General features: G+C 66.3%; 17 protein-coding genes. 8 read left to right on the top strand and 9 right to left on the bottom strand.

Annotation, left to right across the window (positions count from 1 at the left end; all coding sequences use genetic code 11):
* Positions 1-16: 16 nt before the first annotated feature.
* The 8 genes from ACVWY6_RS06240 to ACVWY6_RS06205 form a co-directional block, all read right to left on the bottom strand.
* Complete coding sequence (locus ACVWY6_RS06240) at positions 17-475, bottom strand: UDP-N-acetylmuramoyl-tripeptide--D-alanyl-D-alanine ligase (protein WP_051406628.1); 459 nt, start codon at positions 473-475, stop codon at positions 17-19.
* Positions 472-2076: a UDP-N-acetylmuramoyl-L-alanyl-D-glutamate--2,6-diaminopimelate ligase gene (locus ACVWY6_RS06235; protein WP_457536708.1), complete on the bottom strand. Its 1605-nt coding sequence runs from the start codon at positions 2074-2076 to the stop codon at positions 472-474. Before ACVWY6_RS06235 ends, ACVWY6_RS06240 begins: the two co-directional genes overlap by 4 nt.
* Positions 2077-2099: 23 nt before the next feature.
* Positions 2100-4112 (bottom strand): peptidoglycan D,D-transpeptidase FtsI family protein, encoded by a 2013-nt coding sequence (locus tag ACVWY6_RS06230; protein ID WP_457536706.1) that lies wholly within the window; start codon positions 4110-4112, stop codon positions 2100-2102.
* An 83-nt stretch (positions 4113-4195) separates the two neighbouring features.
* Entirely contained in the window at positions 4196-5053 is an 858-nt protein-coding gene (locus tag ACVWY6_RS06225; RefSeq protein WP_457536704.1) for a hypothetical protein, read from the bottom strand.
* Positions 5050-5994, bottom strand: coding sequence for a 16S rRNA (cytosine(1402)-N(4))-methyltransferase RsmH (gene rsmH / locus ACVWY6_RS06220; protein ID WP_457536920.1), 945 nt, complete (start codon positions 5992-5994; stop codon positions 5050-5052). The genes ACVWY6_RS06225 and rsmH overlap by 4 nt, the downstream gene beginning before the upstream one ends.
* Positions 5995-6241: 247 nt before the next feature.
* Entirely contained in the window at positions 6242-6673 is a 432-nt protein-coding gene (gene mraZ / locus ACVWY6_RS06215) for a division/cell wall cluster transcriptional repressor MraZ (protein WP_023953698.1), read from the bottom strand.
* Positions 6674-7053: 380 nt separating this feature from the next.
* On the bottom strand, positions 7054-7467 hold the full coding sequence (locus tag ACVWY6_RS06210) for a DUF3040 domain-containing protein (protein WP_031330998.1): 414 nt from the start codon (positions 7465-7467) through the stop codon (positions 7054-7056).
* Between the two features lie 172 nt (positions 7468-7639).
* Positions 7640-8194 carry an SAV_6107 family HEPN domain-containing protein gene (locus ACVWY6_RS06205; RefSeq protein WP_400727456.1) on the bottom strand — a complete coding sequence of 185 codons (555 nt, stop codon included), beginning with the start codon at positions 8192-8194 and terminating at the stop codon, positions 7640-7642.
* Positions 8195-8327: 133 nt separating this feature from the next.
* Between ACVWY6_RS06205 and ACVWY6_RS06200 the strand changes: the two genes are divergently transcribed.
* Genes ACVWY6_RS06200 through ACVWY6_RS06180 form a run of 5 tightly spaced genes read left to right on the top strand, consistent with a single transcriptional unit; the run spans position 8328 to position 13244 of the window.
* The gene (locus ACVWY6_RS06200; RefSeq protein ID WP_030171444.1) at positions 8328-8909 is read left to right on the top strand and encodes a GNAT family N-acetyltransferase; all 582 of its coding nucleotides are present in this window, start codon (positions 8328-8330) and stop codon (positions 8907-8909) included.
* A complete protein-coding gene (locus tag ACVWY6_RS06195) occupies positions 8906-10513 on the top strand; it encodes a phytoene desaturase family protein (protein WP_457536702.1) in 1608 nt (535 codons plus the stop codon). Before ACVWY6_RS06200 ends, ACVWY6_RS06195 begins: the two co-directional genes overlap by 4 nt.
* A complete protein-coding gene (locus tag ACVWY6_RS06190; protein ID WP_457536919.1) occupies positions 10510-11346 on the top strand; it encodes a carotenoid biosynthesis protein in 837 nt (278 codons plus the stop codon). Before ACVWY6_RS06195 ends, ACVWY6_RS06190 begins: the two co-directional genes overlap by 4 nt.
* A 54-nt stretch (positions 11347-11400) precedes the next feature.
* Entirely contained in the window at positions 11401-12129 is a 729-nt protein-coding gene (locus tag ACVWY6_RS06185) for an LppM family (lipo)protein (RefSeq protein ID WP_158599261.1), read from the top strand.
* Positions 12130-12149: 20 nt separating this feature from the next.
* Positions 12150-13244, top strand: a complete 1095-nt coding sequence (locus ACVWY6_RS06180) for a glycosyltransferase (RefSeq protein WP_457536699.1) — start codon at positions 12150-12152, stop codon at positions 13242-13244.
* A gap of 25 nt (positions 13245-13269) precedes the next feature.
* On the opposite strand, the gene ACVWY6_RS06175 is transcribed toward ACVWY6_RS06180, so the two are convergent.
* A complete protein-coding gene (locus tag ACVWY6_RS06175; protein WP_023953714.1) occupies positions 13270-14205 on the bottom strand; it encodes a methylenetetrahydrofolate reductase in 936 nt (311 codons plus the stop codon).
* 104 nt (positions 14206-14309) lie between these two features.
* Here ACVWY6_RS06175 and ACVWY6_RS06170 point away from each other — a divergent pair, with 104 nt between their 5' ends.
* Genes ACVWY6_RS06170 through ACVWY6_RS06160 form a run of 3 tightly spaced genes read left to right on the top strand, consistent with a single transcriptional unit; the run spans position 14310 to position 17851 of the window.
* Positions 14310-15386, top strand: a complete 1077-nt coding sequence (locus ACVWY6_RS06170) for a polyprenyl synthetase family protein (protein WP_457536697.1) — start codon at positions 14310-14312, stop codon at positions 15384-15386.
* Complete coding sequence (locus tag ACVWY6_RS06165; protein WP_457536695.1) at positions 15387-16943, top strand: alpha-(1->6)-mannopyranosyltransferase A; 1557 nt, start codon at positions 15387-15389, stop codon at positions 16941-16943.
* Positions 16940-17851, top strand: a complete 912-nt coding sequence (locus ACVWY6_RS06160; RefSeq protein WP_457536693.1) for a phytoene/squalene synthase family protein — start codon at positions 16940-16942, stop codon at positions 17849-17851. Before ACVWY6_RS06165 ends, ACVWY6_RS06160 begins: the two co-directional genes overlap by 4 nt.
* Positions 17852-17881 lie beyond the last annotated feature (30 nt).

Here is a 17881-nt window from a genome sequence, read left to right as displayed (position 1 = left end):
GTTCGAATGCCATCAGTTATTCGGACCCTTGTCGCATCAGGAGTTTGTCCGCCGGGACGTGCTCGTCCAACGCCTCGACCAGCCCCAACTCGCGTCCACCCATCACCAGCACCACGTCGTGCTCGCCGAGTTGAGCGTCCAGTATCTCCATCGCCTGCTCCGTTGCCGACACCAGGACCGCTTCGGAGCCCCACGATCCTTCCATGACCGCACCCTGGTGCAGGCCGTGCATGGCCCGGGATGTCCCCACACAGATGATCTGACCGATGTCCAGACGCACGGCCAGCCGTCCCAATTCGTCGTGGGCGACAACCCAGGACGTCATCGCCGCTCGATCGTCGGGGTCGAAGTCGGCAGGTTTGTCGAGTTCGCCCAGCACGGCCCAGCTGCGCCGACCGGGGGCGGCATGTACGGCATCGGCGAGTTGTCGCAATCCCGCCCGCACGCTTGCGGTGTCAAAGGCACCTGATGTCATGACCCACCTCCCGGGGGTGAATCCGGCCGGGTGACGAGGTCGTCGATGGCCTCGGCCAACACCTGCCGGTCGTCGAACGGGTACTTGACGCCATCGATCTCCTGGCCCGCCTCATGGCCTTTGCCCGCGATCAGCACCACGTCGCCCGGTTCCGCCCAGGCCACCGCAGCGCGGATTGCCTCACGCCGGTCCCCTATGTCGCGCACCGGCGCGGCGCCGGGCGGCCGTTCGGCCTCCGCTACTTCACGAGTCCCCGCCAGTACCTGTGCGCGGATGTCGTCGGGACGTTCGGTGCGTGGATTATCGTCTGTGATGACAACGAGTTCGGCTCCACGAACCGCAGCTGCGCCCATCAACGGCCGTTTCCCGGTGTCCCGGTCGCCACCGGCCCCGACCACGACGGCCAGCCGCCCGTCGATCTGGCTCCGCAAGGTGGCGATCACCGCCTCGAGCGCCGCGGGCTTGTGGGCGTAGTCCACCACGGCCAGAAACGCCTGGCCGCGATCGACCTTCTCCACCCGCCCGGGCACCGCGACGAGGGAGATGGCGTCGACCACAGTCCGGACCGAGATGCCGATGTGGTCGCAGATGGCCAGCGCGGTCAACGCGTTGGCGACGTTGTAGCGCCCAGGCATCGGGACCGTCATGGAATAGGTATCGCCGGACGGACCGGTGACGGTCACGCTCTGGCTGCCGTCGGCGGCGACCTGCGAGTCGGACGCGTGCCAGTCGGCCGCGACACCGGTGGTCGACAGCGTGATCGCGTCAGGCCCGGCAACGCCGGCCATCTCCCTGCCCCACTCGTCGTCGACACACACCACCGACCGCAGGGCGCGTACCGGTGAATCAGGTTGGAAAAGCAGAGATTTCGCGTTGAAGTAGTCCCGCATCGTCGGATGGAAGTCGAGATGATCCTGCGACAAGTTGGTGAACGCGCCCACAGCGAAGGCACAGCCGTCGACCCGGCCGAGTGCCAGCGCATGGCTGGACACCTCCATCACCACCGAGTTCACCCCCTGCTCCACCATCGCGGCGAGAAGGCCCTGCAGTTCCGGTGCTTCCGGGGTCGTCAGGGCGCTCGGCTGGCGGATGCCCGCGATCCTCGTCTCGACCGTTCCGATCAGCCCCACCGACTGCCCGGACGCCATCAACGCTGCTTCTGTCAGATAGCTGGTGGTGGTCTTGCCAGAGGTCCCGGTGATCCCGATGACGGTCAGACGCCGCGACGGCTGCCCGTAGATCCGGGAACTCAGATCGCCGAGAACCTGCCGCGGATCGGGGTGTACCAGCACAACACAGTCCAGCGGGCCGTCGAGACCCTGGATGATCGCGCTGCCCGCCGGATCGGTGAGCACAGCTGTGGCGCCGGCCGCCAGTGCATCTGCGGCGAACTGGGCACCATGGAAACGGTTGCCGGGCAACGCCGCGAACAGATCCCCACGACGCACATCCTGGGCACGCAGGGTGACCCCGGTGACCGGCGTTCGTTCGTCGACCGAACCGATCAGATCCATCCGTGCGTGGCAGGCGGCCGACAGCACCGACACTTCGGTCGGGGCGACCACGGCAGGGCGCAGCACCGAGTCATCGGAAGAAGACATTCGATCAACATACCGCCGACGGGTCACTCGGCTCGCAGCACCAGCGGCGGCGTCGGCTGCGCCGACATCGGCACCTGCTCGCGCTGCAGCATCCAGGACGCGATGCTCTGGAACAGCGGAGCAGCACTCTGGCCTCCGGTGCCGTCACTGCTGCGGGTGGGGGCGTCGAGCATGATCCCGATGACGTATCGGGGGTTGTCGGCCGGGGCGATCCCGGCGAATGTGATGTTGTAGCTCGACTGCGAGTAGCAACCGCAATCGGGGTCGACCTGCTGGGCGGTACCCGTCTTCCCGCTGATCTGATAGCCCGGGACCTCGGCTTTGGCGCCGGTACCCATCTGAACGCCCATCGGGTCGTTCTGGATGGTCGCGCGGAACATGTCCCGCACCGTTCGAGCCGTCTGCGGGCTCACCACCTGCACACCTTCGGGCGCCGGCAGCTGGCCGTCCTGACCTGTCCCCTCGATCGACTTGATGATGCGGGGCGGAATGCGCAGACCGTCGTTGGCGATCGCCTGGTACATCGCTGTCATCTGCAGCAAGGTCATCGTGAGGCCTTGTCCGATGGGCAGATTGGCGAAGGTGCCTCCCGACCACTGGGACCGTGCCGGCACCACGCCGGCGCTTTCGGCGGGGAGCCCGACGTCTGATCGCTGACCGAGGCCGAATCGTTTGACCATGTCGGCGAACCGGTCCTCACCCACCTCATCGGCGAGCATGAGTGTTCCGACGTTCGATGACTTACCGAAGATTCCCGTGGTGGTGTAGGGCTCGACACCGTGCGCCCAGGCGTCTTTCACCGTGACATCGGCCATGTCGATACTGCCCGGCACCTGATGCACCTCGGTCGGGTTGGTGATCCCGTATTCGATGGCGGCAGCCGCCGTGACGATCTTGTTCACCGACCCCGGTTCGAAGGGCGAGGTGATCGGCAGGTCGCCCAGCTGCGCGTTGTCCTGCTCATCGAGCGGCTTGGCGGGGTTGAAGGTGCCGTCATTTGCCATCGCGAGGACCTCGCCCGTCTTCGCGTCGAGCACCACCGCCGACGCGTTCTTGGCCTTCGACAGTTTCTTGGCCTTCTCGACCTCGTTCTGGACGTACCACTGGATGTCGGAGTCGATGGTTAGTTCGACGGTGCCACCGTCGACCGATGGATGCAGGTTTCTCGAGCTGCCGGGGATCACTGCGCCGTCGGAGCCGCGGTCGTAGGTTCGCGATCCATCGGTGCCCGAGAGGATGGAATCCATGGACGACTCCAGCCCGATGAGACCGTTGCCGTCGAAGTCGACGTCGCCGACGATGTTCGCGGCCAGCGACCCACCCGGGTAGAGGCGCACGTCCTGTCGCTCGGACCCCACCTCCGGGAATTCGTCGATGATCTTGCCTGCAGACTCGGGGCTGATTGCCCGGGCGAGGTACACAAAGTTCTCGTTGCTGCGCAACAGCTCTTTGATCGAATCCTGGTTGTACTCACTACCCAGTTCCGCACTGATGCCCGCCGCGATCTGGTCGATGCGTTCGTCGACACCGGGCAGGCTCGGGTTCTTCTTGTTCGCCTCTTCGATCTCCTTGCGGACCTTCACAGGCTGAAAGGTCAGGGCACGGGCGTCATCGGTGTATGCGATCGCCTTCCCGTTGCGGTCCTCGATCGCGCCGCGCTTGGCGGGGAGCACCTCGGTGACCGCTCGCTGACTCGCCGCCTCTGCGGACAATCCCGAGGCATCCACGACCTGAAGCATCACCATCTTGATCGCGACCACCGCCACGATCAGGACGATCACCAGGCTGGCGAGCCGATGCCGCACCAGGAACTGGCGTCCGGCCCGCAGTGCCTGTTGATTCGAATGCTGGGAACCACCGATCGGGAAGCCGGACCGACTCGCCGCCGATCGTCCCGCCGCCACATTGTCGCCCTCGCGGGCGCCGGCTCCACTCTTGCCTTGCCGACCCCGGGGCCGCCGCGCCGCACCGGCGCGGTCTCGGCCGGTGGCCCGCTGGCGGGCGCGCCGATCGTGATCGCGTGTGGGGCGCGTCATCGCGGGTATCCGGGCCCACGACGCCCTTCGGCGGTGGCGTTCGTCGCTCGGGAGCACGTCATGGTTGTCAATTCTCTGCTCCGCTAACGGGTTTGCCCCGAATTTGCGCCCGGCGCGCCGCCGGTTGGGGGAAGAACATTGGTGAATCCGGGTGTGGTGGCCGGATTTGCCGGAGTCTGTGGCTGCGCCGGCATCGGTCCGCTGGTCGACTCCTCCGGGGACGCACCGTTCACGGGGGCACCCTGCTCGACCGGAGCGCCTTGCTGAATCGGGGTTCCTTGCTGAACCGGGGTACCCTGCTGGCCCGGTATCGGGGCAGGTGATGTCGACGATGGATCCGAGTTCGCCGAGGAGGTCGAACGCGGAGTGTCGTTGAGCGAAGGCGCTTTTGGTCCGTCAGCCGGTCTGATATCGCCGACAACCGTTGATCTGCCGTCGGTGCCGACGACCAGGCGCGGTACGTCCGTGACGGGGATCATCCCGAGACGTCCTGCCTTATCTGACAATTCGGGCGCGGAATCGCCTGACTCGTAGGTTTTGACGAGTGCGTTGAGACGGTCCGACAGCTGCTCGTTCTGCTCCCTGGCCACACCGAGTTGATACGAGTCCTGGGCCGATTTCGTCGACAGCCACAAGGTGAGGGCCAGGCCTGCCAACAGCAATCCGACCACCACCACCGCAAAGGGGATCCGCCGTGCGGCCTTGATCGGTGACGTGACGAGGCGAACAACAACATTCGAACCTCGTTCGTTCGCAACGGTTTCACCCGTCGCCCGCAGGGCGTCGCGTCGGTCACGCGACCGCACTGGCGCATTCGGCTCGCGCACAAGGCGTTTGCGTCGACGCTCGAGTGCCCTTTGCGCGGCCGCCGATCGCTGCCGGGTACCGGGCTCGGCCGTGCGACGACTCCGGGCACCGGGCTGATCATCGACTACGGTCACGGATTCCTCCTGGCGATTCGTTCGACTGCACGTACCCGCACCGAGGCCGAGCGAGGATTCTGCTCGATCTCGGCGTCCGAGGCACGCTCCGCTCCGCGGGTGATGAGCTCGAATTCGGGTGCGGTACCGGGCAAGTCGACGGGCAGCCCGCGCGGCGACGTGGATGTGGACCTGGCGACGAACTCACGTTTGACGATCTTGTCCTCGAGTGACTGGTAGGCCATGATGGCCAGCCGGCCTCCGACGGCCAAGTTGTCCAAGGCGGCAGGCAGCGCGTTGCGTAGCGACGTCAACTCACTGTTGACCTCGATCCGCAATGCCTGGAATGTGCGTTTGGCGGGATGTCCACCGGTTCGGCGCGTTGCTGCCGGAATGGCGCGGTACAGCAGTTTGACGAGCCGTCCGCTTGTCGTGAACGGCTCGGTCTCCCGCTCGCGCACGATGGCCGAGGCGATCTTGCCTGCGAACCGCTCGTCGCCGAATTCGGAGAGTATGCGCGCGATCTCCCCGTGTGAATACGTGTTGAGCACGTCGGCGGCGGTGAGGTCGTCGGCCGGGTTCATCCGCATGTCCAAGGGGGCGTCAACCGAGTAGGCGAACCCTCGTTCGGGTTGATCGAGCTGCATGGAGGAGACACCGAGATCGAACAATCCCGCGTCGTACGATCCGACACCCGCCTGCCGGAGCGCTTCGGCAACGGCGTCGTAGCGTTCGTGAACGAAAGTGATGCGGTCACCGAACGCCGACAGTCTGTCTCGGGCGAGTTCGAGAGCATTCTCGTCTCGATCGATCCCGATGATCGCGACACCGGGGAAGGTCTCGGCCACGAGTTCGGTGTGGCCGCCGGCTCCGAGGGTGCCGTCCAGATAGGTCGCGCCTGTGCCGTCGTCGTGATGACGGGTGAGTGCGGGAGTGAGGAGTTCGACCATTCGCGCCGCCATCACCGGGACATGCCCGAATCGGCCCTCGACGTGATCCACGGTACTGCTGCCCTTCGTGCGGTGTGGGTACCGGAAAGACCGGCACCGCGGCGTCGATGGAATGCCGAACTCCGCGTAGAGCCGAAGCTCGAGTGGCGGGTGGATCCTGGTCCCTGCCCGATCGGCGAACCTGGCGCTGGGGAAGTGCGTCAGGGTCGGATCGGGCAGAGGCCTCGATGCACCCACGTGAGTTCTCTTCTGGCCCGGCCTACAGAACCGTGTCCAGAGCGTCGAACCCAACGCTCGAATAGTTCTCCTCGTGCTCGTCCTGGTAGTCGCGCCAGGTCTGCGCGTCCCAGATCTCCAAGTGGCTCATGTTGCCGATCACCACACATTCTTTGGCCAACCCCGCATATCTGCGGTGGTCGACCGACAGGGTTATCCGGCCCTGCCCGTCGGGGCGTTGCTCATCGGTCGCCGAACTGAGTTGCCGCTGGAAGGCCCGGGCAGCGGGATCGTTCTTCGAGGCGGCCAGAACTCGTTTGGCCAACTCGTAGAAGTCATCTCGCAGGTACACGGCAAGGCTGCGGTCTTGACCTTTTGTGATCATCACGCCTCCTGCCAGTACGTCTCGGAACTTCGCGGGCAACGTGAGCCGCCCCTTGTCATCGAGCTTGGGCGTGTAGGTGCCGAGGAACATAGCGTCAGCCATGTCGACACCTCCAGCCCGAGGTCAGTGGGGAAAGTCCGGTTCTCTCCCACCAACGATCACCACTGTACCCCACAACACTCCACTTTCCACCCCAAAGTCCGCGTTGAACCCGACTGGTCGCCTAAAACTGCAGGTGAAAACCAAATCGACCGTGGGGGGTAAAACCTGCCATGGCGTGTCAGCGCCGGTTGACCAGCGCTAGAGCGCGACACAGGTGCCCCTCCAGTCACAACTGGAGGAGAAACTGGCCATGGTGGGAGAAAGTGGGGAATGGGGTGGAGAGTGGGCGCTCAGCCCTTTGAACAAACAAAAACCGCGTATCGCTGATGCGATACGCGGTTTGAGAGGTCTGTCGAGGGGCTTGCGGCCTACTCCTCTTCGAACCGACGATTGAAACGCTCTTCCATCCGCTCGGAGAACTTCCTCCCCCGTTGCTCACGTCCAGACGAGCCACCACGTGGCGACTGGGGTCCCGCAGCAGCATCGCGAGTCGGAGTTGATCCGGCACGCGATCCCCACAGGGCCAGCAGTCCGGCACCGAACATCACGAGGAAGCCGATCAGACTGATGATTGGGAAGCCGCCGAGTCGAACCTCGACGACAACCCCGCCGATCAGCAAGAACAAGCCCACGAGGAACAACACAGAGGCCTGTAGACGACGCCGAGCAGTGGAACCGCCGAAGCGACGCGACCGTACGTTCGAAGCAAACTTCGGGTCTTCGGCGTACAGAGCGTTTTCGATCTGTTCGAGCATGCGCTGCTCGTGCTCTGAGAGTGGCACCCGCCCCTCCTTCAGCACATGGTTTCGGTAGGGCTCACGGGGAGGCAGATTCCGGTTGCCCGAGTCCACTTTGGTGGGCTCACCTGAAATGATACGAGGTGTTGGGATTCTCGACCACCATTCCCTGGCACGAGTTGGTGAAGAAGGCTCTGAACGGCCGAAATTTGAGACATCAAGCCGCTCCCGCCGGAAAATTTGACGACTTTCCTTGCTCGCGACGCACGATTTCCATCTCGACAACGTGGAGGAACTCGTCGACACGGACACGCAGCTCGTCGATCTGGGCCGAATCGACGGCCCGGATGCCGGCTTCGGCGTCAGCGCGCAGCCGCGACAGACCCGCGAAGTAGGTTGCCCAACCGGTCATCTCCGGGAGGGCATGCGGCAGACGGGACCAGGCGCTGCGCGAGCCGCGACGGCGGGTGGGCCGTTCGGCCACGGCGAGCGCGGCGCCGGCGCCCCGAAGAGCGGCTTGGTAGAGGGCACTGAACTCGTCGGTGGGATCTGTGACGATGTCGGACTCGCGCAGCCGAACCTCGGCGCGCTCCAGGAGATCGCGTGCCGCGATGATCTGCGACGGCTCGAGCCTCGAGGCTTCGGACGTCCGGTTGCGAGCTGCGCCACGTGAACGCTGGGCGGTTGTCGGCGACATCTGCTCTACTCCCTTCTCCCGGAGGTGAACTGTGGAGGGTTCGGTCCGATGGCCCACGCTTCCCTCGTCGACCATCGGACCGTCCTCGCGTCTTGCGGGCAACGATGCGGCGTAGCCTTTGCGGAGGTTGAAGCCTCGAACACCCGTTCGACATATTCAATATACCTACGACGGTGTGAACCCTCAAGCGAAGAAGGCGGAAACTTCAGTGGCCATCCGGCTCGTGGACCTCGCGGCCCAAGATGCTCGGACGTGGCTCCCCGACGCCCTGACGGTGTATGTCACGGCGATGAACTATCCCCCCGGCACCGAGATGCAGCGTTCTCCGCTGTGGGAAGACCACGTGCACCGGCCCGGGTGGAAAGCGGTCGCTGCCGTCGACTCGCCCGAACGTGCCGGAGCCCGCGACAGGCTGGTCGGCATCGCATACGGCTATCGCGGTGCACGAGACCAATGGTGGAACCAGCAGGTACGTTCGGGGCTGGCCCGGGCCGGTTGCAGTCCAGAACGGATCGAAGCGATCACCGGCGACTATTTCGAACTGACCGAATTGCACGTCCATCCGTCTGCCCAAGGGCGGCAGCTGGGAGAAGCCATGTTGTCCCGACTCCTGTCCGACCGGCCGGAACCCCAGGTCCTGCTGTCCACCCCGGAAGTGACCGAGGAGAACAACCGCGCGTGGCGGCTCTACCGACGCCTCGGGTTCGTGGACGTGTTGCGCAGCTTCACCTTTTCGGGAGATCCCAGGCCGTTTGCGGTACTCGGCCGAACCCTCCCCCTCGGCCGATGACCGCCGGCATGATCGACACGGTCGTCATCGGCGCCGGGCACAACGGACTGATCGCGGCGTGCTACCTGGCCGCGGCCGGACAACGGGTTGTGGTGCTCGAACGCGACAGTGTGCCCGGGGGTGCGGTGTCCACGGTGGAGCGATTCCCCGGCTACAAGGTCGACCGCGGGTCGTCGGCACACCTGATGATCCGCCACACGCCGATCATCGACGAGCTGGGTTTGGCCGGCCACGGTCTGCGCTACGTCGACTGTGATCCGTGGGCGTTCTCCCCCGGGACCGCGGACGGGCCGCCGATCGTCTTCCACCAGAGTCTCGACCGGACGTGTGCGTCGATCGAGGCGGCGTGCGGAGCGGCTGACGCCGATGCCTACCGGCGCTTCGTGGCCGTGTGGGGGCCCCGATCGGACGCGATGATGTCGGCGTTCACCTCCTCGCCTTCTCCGATGGCCCTGGGCCGGGCCTTCTGGGGACTGACCGGCCGGATACCGGGCGGGGGTGGAACAGCCGGCATCGGCCTGTCCCAGGAATTCCTGATGTCCGGGAATGCCTTGCTGGACAACTGGTTCGAATCCGAACACCTCAAGGCCGCGCTGGCCTGGTTCGGGGCACAATCCGGGCCTCCGATGAACGAGCCCGGCAGTGCACCGATGGTCGGCTTCTGCGCTGCGATGCACACCATTCCGCCCGGCCGGGCCATCGGTGGCAGCGGGGCACTGAGCGAGTCGCTACTGCGCAAACTCGACTCCGATGGCGGCCAGGTGTTCCTGTCCGCTGCCGCAACGGCTCTGGAGCCCCGCGGCGACGGCTGGCTGGTCCGCAGCGCCGACGGCGGCGAGCACCGCACCAGATCCGTGGTGAGCGCCTGCCACGTACTGACCACGCTGGAGTTGTTGCGGGCCGGCGGTTTCGATCGCACCGCACTGGATCGCTGGCGATCGCAGATCCGGATCGGCAACGGCATCGGGATGGCCGTGCGGCTCGGCGGTACGGACGTACCGACCTACCCGGGCCTGCCTGCGGACACCGATGTGCATGCCGCACTCGGCCTGCTGGTCACCGACCGGGGGCATCTCGCGCGGGCGTACGCAGACGCCTCCGCCGGCGATCTCCCCACGCGCCCGGCCCTCATCGCGATGAGTTACTCCGCGATCGACCCCACACTGGCACCACCGGGACACCACATGACCAGCCTCTGGGCACAGTGGCATCCCTATCGGTTGTCGGGTGGGCGTAGTTGGACCGACCACGCTGACGAGGCCTCCGACGCGATCATCGCCGAATTGGAACGCCACGCACCGGGTTTCACCGACTCCATCGAGCACGTCCATGTCCAGACACCCGCGGATCTCGAGTCCGAGCTCGGCCTGACCGGCGGCAACATCATGCACGTCGAGATGTCGCTCGACCAGATGATGATCTGGCGCCCCCATCCCGAACTGGCCCGTCACCGGGTACCCGGTGCGGCCGGGCTCTTCCTTGCAGGCGCCTCGACCCACCCCGGCGGCGGCGTCTGCGGCGCAAGCGGCAGGATCGCGGCATCTGCCGTACTCGTCGATCGACGGTCGCCCCTCGCGAGGATCACTCGCGGCCGATGGGGATGACCTCCGGCGACGACACCCCGACGCGGGCGTCGACTCCGGGCGCCGCACTGCTGTGGCTGTCCACCGCATTGCTGGGCACATCCATAGCCGCCCAGATCGTCTACCCCCTGGTGGAAGGCGCCGCCCGCGACCGCGCGACCGTGGTGGTGGTGCTGGCCTCCGCGGCAGCCATGATCGCCCATTCGGCCGCCCGGCTGGGGGCACTGCGCACCGTGGGTGTGTTCGCGGCCACCGCCGGTGTCGGCTGGACGGCCGAGATCCTCGGCACCGCAACATCTTTCCCGTTCGGGGCGTACGAGTACGCAACCGGGCGCATCGGCCCGTCCGTTCTCGACGTACCGATTGTCATCGGCCTGGCCTGGACGGCCGGCGGCTACTGCATGTGGTGGATCAGCTCGCTGGTGACCTCGAACCCGGCGTGGCGGATTCCACTCGCGACCGTCGGGATGGTGGGCTGGGACCTCTATCTGGATCCTCAGATGGTCAGTGCCGGCCTGTGGACGTGGGATGACCGCGACAGCGGGCTACCCGGAGTCGACCAGATCCCACTGACCAACTATGCGGGTTGGGCGGGCGTGGCGGCGCTGATGTTCGTACTGCTCGCCGCACTCGATCGCGAACCCGTCGACACCACGCCGCCGGCCCCCATCACCCCTGTCGGTTGGTTCTGCTGGACCTGGCTCGGTTCTGCCCTGGCCTTTCTGGTGTTCCTCGATGATCCGGACCTGCCACCTGCGGTGCCCTACGGATTGATCGTGATGGGAGTGCTCGGTGTGCCTGCCGGATCGGCACTGTGGCGGCGGACGCGAAACCGTTCGCGGGACACGCTGTGAGTGCAAATGGCGCACCGGTGCCCGGATGCACCAGCCTGATGGAAAGATGATCGCGTGCCTGTGATCCAAACCCGCCCCCGTGGTCGCCGTACCGGCGGCCTCACGCTGGTCATGCTGCTGATGGCCCTCGTCGGGGCCCCACTCCTGGCGGCGTGTTCGGACTCCCCCGCCCAGTTCGGTGACCGCATGTGGGGCGCTCTTGTCCTCGCGGAGAAGGATGTCGGCCAGGAGAAGGGTCCCCAGATCGACGTGCCCCAGTCGCTGGAGACCGTGGTCAGCGCGACCGAATTCAAACGCGACGGACTGATCGGCACCCGTGCCACTTTCACCGAGGCGACTCTGGGCCAGTTCACCCAGCTGGGTGAACTCGTCGAAGATGCATATCCCGACGCGGCCGTGGCCATGGACCTGCAGGCTCAGCGTCGCGGCGACGCGGTCACGTTCCGCGGTACCGCCGACCTGCTGGGTCTGGCGCCCGGCCGCGACTATGTCGAGTTCTCGGTTCAGTTCGCCGGTCCGGTCAGCGCCACCAACGGACAACAGGATGGCGACGACGCGGTGTCGTGGAAGCCGGAGATCGGCAAGGCCTCCCCGATGACCGCGGAAGCGCGCTACGACGAACCCGGAACGGCGGCCTTCACCGGCTGGACTGGCCTGATGGCCGGCATCGCTCTGGCGGTGACCGTTCTCGTCGTCGCCCTGGCCTGGGTCAACCGGGACCAGTCCCCCCGTCCAGGTGCCCCGGCAAGGAGACCACGCGACAAACAGGGATCATCCCGCTGATCGGCAACCTCGCGGCTGCGGTGTCCATCGTCAATCTTGTTCTGACAGTGGTGAACACCCGGCGGTTCACCGATCTCGCAGCCGACGCCGACGCGGTGGTCGGGGCGGTGTGGGTGTGCGTCCCGGCACGCGACGAGGCCGAGCGGATCGCCGACCTGGTGGACGACCTGAAAGTCCAGCACGCGATGGCGGACCTGCGCGTGCTGATCTGTGATGACGATTCCACCGACGGCACCGCGGAGGTGGCCGTCGCGGCAGCGGCCGGGGATCCCCGTTTCACGGTGGTCCGCAACCAGCAGCCGCCACCGGCCGGATGGACCGGCAAGAACCATGCCCTGGATCTCCTGACGGCCCAGATCGGCGACGGAACCCTGGTGTTCGTGGATGCCGACGTGCGTCTGGGCCCTGCCGCATTGCACCGCGCGATCGGCACACTGGCCAGATCGGGCGGCGGGCTGCTCACCGTGTGGCCGTCGCAGCAGGCCGGATCGCTGCTCGAATACCTGGTTCAGCCCCTGCTCAGTTGGTCCTGGCTCAGCTCGGTGCCGTTGGCCATCTCCGAGCGTCTGCTACCCCGGTCGATGGCCGTGGCAAACGGGCAGTTCCTGGTGACGTCGCTGGATGACTACCGCCGCGCCGGCGGCCACAGCGCGGTTCGCGCCAACATCACCGAGGATCTCGCGTTGGCCCGCCGTTATCGCTCCGCCGGGATGTCGTCGGCGATCCGCAGCGGTCGTGGGGTCGTCTGGTGCCGGATGTACGACGGTGCGGCAGACACCTGGGGCGGATACCGGCGGTGGCTGAGCACCGAGTTCGGAAGCCCTGCGGGCGCGAGCGTCGTCGCCTTGGTCGCCGGTGCCGTCTATGTACTGCCGGTGGTGGACCTGGTCCGCGGTCGACGACGGTCCCGTGCGTTGCTGTCGCTGACTGCGGCGTCCGCGTCCCGAATGGTCGCCCGACATGCCGAAACCGGAGCGCTCAGCCCGGTCGACATCATCTCGGCCATCGCACATCCGGTGTCCACCGCACTGGCCGTTGCAGCGGTGGGCGACTCACTGCGAGCCCGCCGGCGCGGCACACTCGACTGGAAAGGTCGCGGTCTCACGCCACGCTGATCGACGGGCGGAGCCTGTCGGACTGTCAGGCAGCCATCACGTTCATACCGAGGCGCTCGAGGACCTCGCTGGTGGCCTTGGCGAAGTTGAGACTGCAGAAGTGCAGACACGGCACGCCCTCATCGATCAACCGCTGGGCCATCTCCGTGGCCAGGTCGATCCCGACGGCCCGCACAGCTTCCCGGTTCTCCTCCGAACCGTCGCCCGCCGCCGCGGCGAGCCGCCGGTCGACGGCCTCGGGCAGCACCGATCCCGACAACTCGACCATCCGCCGTACCGACGCCAGTGACGTGATCGGCATGATCCCGGGGATCAGCGGCTTGGCACCCTGTTCGGGGTCCATGGCGGTGACCCGGTCGCGCAAGCGCAGGAAGTCGTCGACGTCGAAGAACATCTGCGTGATCGAATACTGGGCTCCGGCGCGAAGCTTCGACACCAGATACTTGGTGTCGTGGTCGAGGTCCGGCGCCCGGTGATGGCCTTCCGGGAACGACGCGACACCGACGTTGAAGTCTCCGAGTTCCTGCACGAGCCGCACCAGTTGCTCGGCGTACTCGACGCCCTCGGGGTGCTTGACCCACTCGCCGAGCGGATCGCCCGGGGGGTCACCGCGCAACGCGAGGATGTTGGTGATGCCCTTGTCCGCGTACCCACCGATCATCGCGCGCAGTTCGGCGACGCTGTGCCCGACCGCGGTCAGGTGCGCCACCGGCAGCAATGTGGTCTCCCGGGCGAGTTGACCGGTGATACGCAACGTGCGGTCGCGGGTGGACCCGCCCGCCCCGTAGGTCATGGACACAAAAGCGGGGCCCATTCGTTCGAAGATCCGAACCGTACGCCACAGACGCGCCTCGGCCTGCTCATCGCGGGGCGGGTAGAACTCGACCGAAAACGGCACCGGCCCCGGATGTGGCTCGGCCAGCCGCTGCACGATCGACGGGTGGGATTGCTGCGAACTCACCTGACAAGCATACGGTCGGCGCCGTGGTCGAGACCATGTGGTGCCACAGACGTGGTCATACCGCGACAACACGACATGGATCGCGCCACCGCTAAGGTGAAGCCGTGGCAATCGAGTTCCTGCGCGACGTCCCGATGGCGACCACCGAGTTGTTACGGCAGGTCTTCGAAGATCGCAGGCCCACGGTCACTGCCATCTCCCCGGGTTTCGCCGAAGCAGTGGATGCGATGGAGGCTTTTGTACTGCGCGGCGGCAAACGGGTCCGGCCCACCTTTGCCTGGGCCGGTTACCGCGCTGCCGGCCCGGCCCGGACACTTCCCGTCGAGATGCTGACCGTGTGCGCGGCCCTCGAGCTCGTACAGGCCTGCGCCCTGATCCACGACGACATCATCGATCGTTCCGACACCCGCCGGGGTCACCCCACCATCCACCGCCAGTTCGAAGAAGGACATCGGGCTGCCGGCTGGCTAGGCGCCGCGGACCACTACGGCGAAGGCGCGGCCATCCTGCTCGGCGATCTCGCACTCGCCTGGGCGGACGATCTGCTCGCGGGCGCCGGATTCGCCCCCGACGTGTTCGGCCAGGTCACACCGGTGTGGTCCGGGATGCGGACAGAGGTACTGGCCGGGCAGTTGCTGGACATCCGGACCGAGGCGTCGGGGGACGAATCCCCTGCCGCTGCTCATCGGGTGATGCGGTTCAAGACAGCGGCGTACACCGTGGAACGGCCGTTGCAGCTCGGTGCCGTGATCGGTGGCGGCGATGACGCCCTGGTAAATGCTCTGCGCTCGTTCGGCACCGACATCGGCGTGGCGTTCCAGCTTCGCGACGACCTGCTCGGGGTGTTCGGCGATCCGTCGGTGACCGGTAAGCCGGCAGGCGACGACCTCCTGGCAGGCAAACGCACCGCACTGCTGGCCGCCGCACTCGATTTCGCCGACACCAACGATCCGGTTGCAGCACAGAAGCTTCGGGACGGGATCGGGCACGACCTCGGTCCAGCGGACTTGGCGGAGATCACCGGGATCATCGAGAACAGTGGTGCAGTGCAGGCTGTGGAGCAGCAGATCGACGGTCTCGTCGACTCGGCTCTGACGACCTTGGCCGCCAGCAACGCGACCCCGGCCGCCAAATCCGAATTGACGGACCTGGCAACGGCCATGACCCGGCGGCAGACCTGAATGGCTCGCTCTGACACCGCGCGTCCGCGCACGCCGGTGGGCGACAACATTCGTCGGCTGCGTGAGTTCGGTGCGACGGCGATCGGCGGATCCGTCCTGCTCGGTTTCGCCGGATCATTGCTCGTCACCATCGGGAGCTTCGGAGTCGGCGACATCCCGCGGAATCAGACGTCACTGCAGGATCTGGGATTGTCGTGGCTGTCGTTCGGACACGGGAAAACCCTGGCGGGGATGTCGTTCTGGCTTGGTGTGGCGGTGATGGTGGTCGCCTGGGTGCGCGTGGGTCGCACCCTCCGCGCCGCCACCCCGACCGACGGCGCCGCCCGCACTGTCGGCTGGGCAGCCATCGCGTGGTCGGCGCCCCTGATGGTCGCCGTGCCGCTCTACAGCCGAGATGTGTACGCGTATCTCGCCCAGGGGGCGTTGTTACGCGACGGGTTCAACCCATATGCCGATGGGCCTGCCGTACAGCCCGGGGCCCTGCTCGACTCGATGGCCCAGGTATGGGCGACCACCACAGCTCCCTATGGTCCCGCGTTCATGTCGCTCACGGGCACGGTCACCCGGGTGACCGGCGACGAACCCGTCGTGGGTGTGCTGGTCATGCGGCTGGCCCTGGTGCCCGGGCTGTTCTTGACGTTGTGGGCGCTTCCGAAGCTGGCGAGGCATTTCGGCACCGACCCCGCTCTGGCGCTGTGGCTCGCCGTCCTCAATCCTCTTGTGCTGGTGCACCTGGTGGGAGGACCGCACGTCGAGCTGCTGATGATGGGCGTCCTGATCGCCGGGGTCACGCTCGTGGTGACACGCAGACACGTTGTCGGAGTCGGCGTTCTCGCACTCGCCATGTCGATCAAGATCACCGCCGGCGTCGCCATCCCCTTCGTGTTGTGGATCTGGTTGTCCCACATCCGCGATGAGCGTGACGTCCGTGCCAAGGACGTGGCTCGCGTTCTCGCCTGGATCATCGGGGTGTCCGTGGCCGTCTTCGGACTGCTGACGTTGGTCGTCGGCCATGGATTCGGCTGGCTGCTGGGACTGACGTGGGCGGCAAAGATCATCAATTGGCTGACAATTCCCACCGCGGTGGCGCACCTCATCACCTTTGCCGCATCACCTTTCACCGCCTTGCCACTGTTGCCGGTGCTCGAGGTGACGCGCGCGGTGGGGTCGGTTGTCCTGGCGCTCACCCTGGTGGGTCTCTGGTTGTGGTTCCGACGAGGTGAGCGCGCCGCGGTCACCGGGATGGCGTGGGCCATGCTCGCCGTCCTGTTACTCGAACCGTCCACGCTGCCCTGGTATTACACCTGGGCGCTTGTGCTGGCTGCCGCCTTCACCATCGAGCGATGGGCAGTCGTGGCCATCGTGTTCTATTCGGTGTTCCTCCTCCAGGTGTTTGGGCCGGACGACGAGATCTTCATGTACAAGCTGACCGATGTGGTTGTCGCCGTTGCCCTCTCGGCACTTGCGGGTTGGTCGTTGATCCGCGAGGACCCCCTGCGTCTGCGCCGGGTGACCCGTGGACCCTCCCCGGCCCCCGTCACCGGAGCACCCGCATGATCGGTGACGGGCGACTCGAACCCGCCTACGAGCACTGCCGCAAGCTCACCGCCACCCATGGCCGCAGTTACTACCTTGGCACGCAACTGCTCTCGCGGCGAAAACGTGCCGGGGTCTATGCGCTCTACGGTTTCGCGCGCATGGTCGACGACATCGTCGACACGGGATCCGGGCAACACCGACTGTCCGCACTCGACGCGATCGAGGCCGACCTGCACGCGGCTCTGTCCGATCCGGGGTATCTCCCCCGAAGGCCCGAAGTGCTGGCCGTCGCGGACACCATCAGCACTTTCGACATCGACCACCGGTACTTCGACGCGTTCATGCGATCGATGAGGATGGACATTCCCGACAGCGACGTCCACGTCGCGCGGTATCGGACGATGGCCGAACTGCGCGACTACATGTACGGGTCGGCAAGCGTGATCGGATTGCAGATGTTGCCGATCCTGGGCACGGCGGTCGACGGGGATGTCGCCATCGCTCCCGCCCGAGCGCTCGGCGACGCATTCCAGCTGACCAACTTCATCCGGGACGCCGGCGAAGACCTCGATCGCGACCGCATCTATCTACCTACCGACGAACTCGCGATCTTCGGGGTGGACGAATCCATGCTGCGACGGTGCCGACGCACAGGTCAGGTACCGGGTGAACTACGCCGCGCCCTGGCGCATCTGATCGCGGTGACCCGTGCCGAATACCGCCGCGCCGAACCGGGAATCGAGATGCTGTCGCCGTCGAGCCGGCCGGGCATCCGAGCAGCATTCACCATGTACCGCGCGATCCTCGATGAGGTGGAACGTAGCGGCTACCGGGTACTCACCGAACGCGTGCGAGTGTCGAAACCGGCACGCCTCGGTCACGTCGCCCGTGCCGTGAGCACCCGTGGCACGCTTGCTCGGTCCTGAGCACCGGTACCCGACCGGCCCGATCAGAAC

The sequence above is a fragment of the Williamsia sp. R60 genome (assembly GCF_054063855.1).
Note: the sequence above shows the minus strand (reverse complement) of the source record. Positions and strands in the feature narration are given on the sequence as shown.

Coding starts and splice junctions, on each gene's coding strand:
- ACVWY6_RS06190 (WP_457536919.1), top strand. CDS start 10,510: ATGACCTCCGGCGACGACACCCCGACGCGGGCGTCGACTCCGGGCGCC.
- ACVWY6_RS06195 (WP_457536702.1), top strand. CDS start 8,906: ATGACCGCCGGCATGATCGACACGGTCGTCATCGGCGCCGGGCACAAC.
- ACVWY6_RS06160 (WP_457536693.1), top strand. CDS start 16,940: ATGATCGGTGACGGGCGACTCGAACCCGCCTACGAGCACTGCCGCAAG.
- ACVWY6_RS06230 (WP_457536706.1), bottom strand. CDS start 4,112: ATGACGCGCCCCACACGCGATCACGATCGGCGCGCCCGCCAGCGGGCC.
- ACVWY6_RS06240 (WP_051406628.1), bottom strand. CDS start 475: ATGACATCAGGTGCCTTTGACACCGCAAGCGTGCGGGCGGGATTGCGA.
- ACVWY6_RS06165 (WP_457536695.1), top strand. CDS start 15,387: ATGGCTCGCTCTGACACCGCGCGTCCGCGCACGCCGGTGGGCGACAAC.
- mraZ (WP_023953698.1), bottom strand. CDS start 6,673: ATGTTCCTCGGCACCTACACGCCCAAGCTCGATGACAAGGGGCGGCTC.
- rsmH (WP_457536920.1), bottom strand. CDS start 5,994: ATGGCGGCGCGAATGGTCGAACTCCTCACTCCCGCACTCACCCGTCAT.
- ACVWY6_RS06205 (WP_400727456.1), bottom strand. CDS start 8,194: ATGGTCGACGAGGGAAGCGTGGGCCATCGGACCGAACCCTCCACAGTT.
- ACVWY6_RS06235 (WP_457536708.1), bottom strand. CDS start 2,076: ATGTCTTCTTCCGATGACTCGGTGCTGCGCCCTGCCGTGGTCGCCCCG.